Genomic DNA, 3,538 nt, shown 5'->3' on the forward strand with positions numbered 1-3,538 from the left:
GTTTTGTACACCTCCGCCTATGGCAATTGCCCCGTTCGCGGTACTTCGAGCCGTATCACCAATGGCGATCGCGTCGGCTGTGACACTTGAAGCAAGCGAATTCGGACCTATCGCGATATCGGTTGGATTAACCGCGGTCGCTGTATCGCTTAATGTAACACCCGCAAACGCTCCCCCCGCCACCCCCAGCCCCACCACCAACGCCACCGCTCGCGCCGCCTTCCCGCCGCCTTTCCCTCGCCCGCGACACAATTCCGATGCCGCCACCCAAGCGCCCAGAGCTTCGCTCCATACCGATTTAAAGACCTTGTTCATGCTGATTACCTGCCAAAAATTGCGGAAAGTGTCTGGACGCGAAACGACCGATAGAAACGGTCCGTGAGCGCACGCAGGAAAGTGAAACGATCCGCGACTCTACTCAGCACAACTTTGCATTCGAATCAGATTAGTCCGAAAAAGGATGGAGTCGTTGTATGCACCACACCGCATTCATCTCAAAAAAAAAGAACGCGCATCGATCGCGTATTTGCGATAGATGCTGCCAACGTTCCCGTGCAAAAAAAATGGCGACCGATTGCGTCGGTCGCCGTTCTGCCTGCTAATCAACAATCTGTCACAAAATCATCAGGATGGCAGATGAACCTCTACGTTCACCCCTCCCCGCTCACCACCTTCGCCACCCGCGCGTTCGCCGACGCAACCGCCGTCATGTTGATGATCCGGCGCACGGTCGCGGCCGGTGTGAGAATGTGAACAGGCTTGTCCGCGCCGAGCAGGAAAGGCCCGACGGTCACGCCTTCCCCGCTCACCATCTTGAGCAAGTTGTAGGTGATGTTCGCCGCTTCCACATTCGGCATGATCAGCAAATTGGCCTCACCGGTCAGCTTCGACGCGGGAAACGCGGCCTTGCGTACGACTTCCGACAACGCCGCGTCGCCGTGCATTTCGCCTTCCACTTCCAGCTCCGGCCACCGCTCGACAATCAGCTTGCGTGCCTCCGCCATGCGCTTGGACGAAGCCGTCGGCACACTGCCGAAGTTCGAGTTCGACAACAGCGCGACCTTCGGCGCAATCCCGAACTTCTCGATTTCGCGCGCCGCCAGAATCGTCATGTCGGCAAGTTGCGTGGGAGTCGGCACTTCGTTGACGTAGGTATCGCTGATAAAAAGATTGCGCCCCGGCAGCATCAGCAAATTCATCGCGGAGAAGTTCTCAACACCCTCCGCCTTGCCAAGCACCTGCTCGATAAATTTGAGATGGTCGTGGTACGTGTCGATCATGCCGCAGATCATGCCGTCGGCATCGCCGAGACGCACTAGCAGCGCGCCAATCAGCGTATTGAACTTGCGCAGCGCGGCCTTGGCGTTCTCGGGCGTTACGCCTTCGCGCGCCGCGATGTTGTGATATTCGTGCCAGCACTTCTGGTAACGCGGATCGTCTTCCGGATTCACTATTTCGAAATCGACGCCGCACTTCAGCTTCGACCCCATCTTCTGAAGACGCATCTCCACCACCGCCGGACGGCCGATGATGATCGGCCGCGCGATCTTTTCCAACAGCACGAATTGCGCGGCGCGCAGCACGCGTTCATCCTCGCCCTCGGCAAACACGATGCGGGCCGGCGCTGATTTCGCCGCCTGGAAGACCGGACGCATCACCATGCCCGTGCGATAAACCGTCGTGCTCAGTTCCTCGCGATACGCGTCCATGTCGTGGATCGGCCGCGTGGCCACGCCCGAATCCATCGCAGCTTGCGCCACGGCCGGCGCGATCTTGATGATCAGGCGCGGATCGAAGGGCTTCGGGATCAGGTAGTCCGGGCCGAATTCGAGCGTATGACCTTCGTAGGCCTTCGCGACTTCATCGCCCTGATCGGTCTCCTGGGCCAGTTCGGCAATCGCACGCACGCACGCGAGTTTCATCTCCTCCGTGATCGTGGTTGCGCCCACATCGAGCGCGCCGCGGAAGATGAACGGAAAACACAACACGTTGTTGACCTGGTTCGGATAGTCCGAACGGCCGGTCGCGATGATCGCGTCGGGACGCACCTTCTTTGCTTCCTCGGGCCGGATCTCCGGCTCGGGATTGGCGAGCGCGAGGATCAGCGGCTGCGCGCCCATGACGGTGACCATTTCCGGCTTGAGCACGCCAGCACTGGAGCAGCCGAGGAAAACGTCGGCTTGCTTGATGGCGTCGGCCAGCGTGCGGTCATTCGTATTCGCGGCGTAGCGTTCCTTCGACGGGTCCAGGTTCCCGCGCCCTTCATAGATCACGCCTTTGGAGTCCACCACAAGCACATTCGCCTTGTTGAGCCCAAGGTCGACGAGCAAATCAAGACACGCGATCGCCGCTGCGCCCGCGCCCGAACACACGAGCTTCACTTCGCCGAGGTTCTTGCCGACCACTTTCAGGCCGTTGAGAATCGCTGCCGATGCAATGATCGCCGTGCCGTGCTGGTCGTCGTGGAAGACGGGAATCTTCATGCGCTCGCGCAGCTTCTTCTCGATATAGAAGCACTCTGGCGCCTTGATGTCCTCAAGGTTGATGCCGCCGAGCGTGGGCTCGAGCATCGCGATGGCTTCCACAAGTTTGTCCGGGTCGGTTTCGGCGAGTTCGATGTCGAACACGTCGATACCCGCGAATTTCTTGAAGAGGCAACCCTTGCCTTCCATCACCGGCTTGGCGGCGAGCGGACCGATGTTGCCGAGCCCGAGCACGGCCGTGCCGTTGGTCACCACGCCGACCAGATTGCCACGCGACGTGTATTTCTGCGCGTTGAGCGGTTCATCGAAGATCGCCATGCAGGCAGCCGCCACCCCTGGCGAATAAGCCAGCGACAAATCCAGTTGGTTCGACAAGGGTTTTGTCGGCGTGACGGAAATCTTGCCGGGCTTCGGAAACTGGTGATAGGCGAGGGCGCTGAGCTTGAGTTGTTCGTCCATGATTGGCCTGAGGCGTTGTGAAAGAAATCGTGAATGAGGAGATTCGTTTCGCTAAGTTTCGCTAAGCGCAGGTAATGCGGCCGTGAAATGCGCGACGCTGTGCGACGCCCGGCGCACAGGATGTATGTGCGTTGGCGCGCATGCAAAGAGCTTTTGTCTTCGCATTATTCTTGGATATTTAGTGTACACCGCACGTTTAAATTGACGCGCAGCAACATTTTCGAAAGAAACGACGTGTGCATGAACAAAAGACGCTTGCCCTGATGCCGCGTGCGCCGCATCGCTTTTGGCAACTCCGCGCCGCGTCGTACTCGCTCGCGTGCCGCCAGTCGGGTAAAATCCCCGGCTACGCGCGTAGCGAACACCGCCGATATTTCACTCGTCCGGTTGTTGCCGCTGCCGCCAAAAGCCAAAAGCTGCCCTTGCTTCGCCAGCCCCTGGCCTAAACGACGCGCACGCAAAATTCACGCACATTCACGCAAATCAAGGATTCGCCCATGACAGGCTTCGATCGCCAGACGATCTCCGACACCACCGCCAAAATGCTCCTTGAAGTCCAGGCTGTGCACTTCAACGCGGACAAACCGTATATTTTC

At 58.9% G+C, this 3,538-nt stretch carries 3 protein-coding genes and 1 pseudogene; 1 reads left to right on the forward strand and 3 read right to left on the reverse strand.

All coding sequences use genetic code 11. The annotated features are described in order from the left end of the window. The 3 genes from WCA53_RS05125 to WCA53_RS05135 form a co-directional block, all read right to left on the reverse strand. The coding region (locus WCA53_RS05125; RefSeq protein WP_423906374.1) for an ESPR domain-containing protein at window positions 1-315 on the reverse strand (315 nt) is incomplete at its 3' end. A 335-nt stretch (window positions 316-650) separates the two neighbouring features. Continuing rightward, window positions 651-2,942: an NADP-dependent malic enzyme gene (locus WCA53_RS05130; protein ID WP_423906379.1), complete on the reverse strand. Its 2,292-nt coding sequence runs from the start codon at window positions 2,940-2,942 to the stop codon at window positions 651-653. Window positions 2,943-3,106: 164 nt separating this feature from the next. Next, window positions 3,107-3,403, reverse strand: a complete 297-nt coding sequence (locus WCA53_RS05135; RefSeq protein ID WP_423906382.1) for a hypothetical protein — start codon at window positions 3,401-3,403, stop codon at window positions 3,107-3,109. Between the two features lie 36 nt (window positions 3,404-3,439). Here WCA53_RS05135 and WCA53_RS05140 point away from each other — a divergent pair. After that, a pseudogene (locus tag WCA53_RS05140) lies at window positions 3,440-3,538 on the forward strand (orotate phosphoribosyltransferase); the annotation flags it as partial.

The organism is Caballeronia sp., from assembly GCF_049581465.1.
In the GTDB taxonomy this organism is placed as follows: Bacteria; Pseudomonadota; Gammaproteobacteria; order Burkholderiales; family Burkholderiaceae; genus Caballeronia.

Excerpts from the sequence above, each read along its gene's own strand:
- WCA53_RS05130 (WP_423906379.1), bottom strand. The coding sequence starts at position 2,942 with ATGGACGAACAACTCAAGCTCAGCGCCCTCGCCTATCACCAGTTTCCG.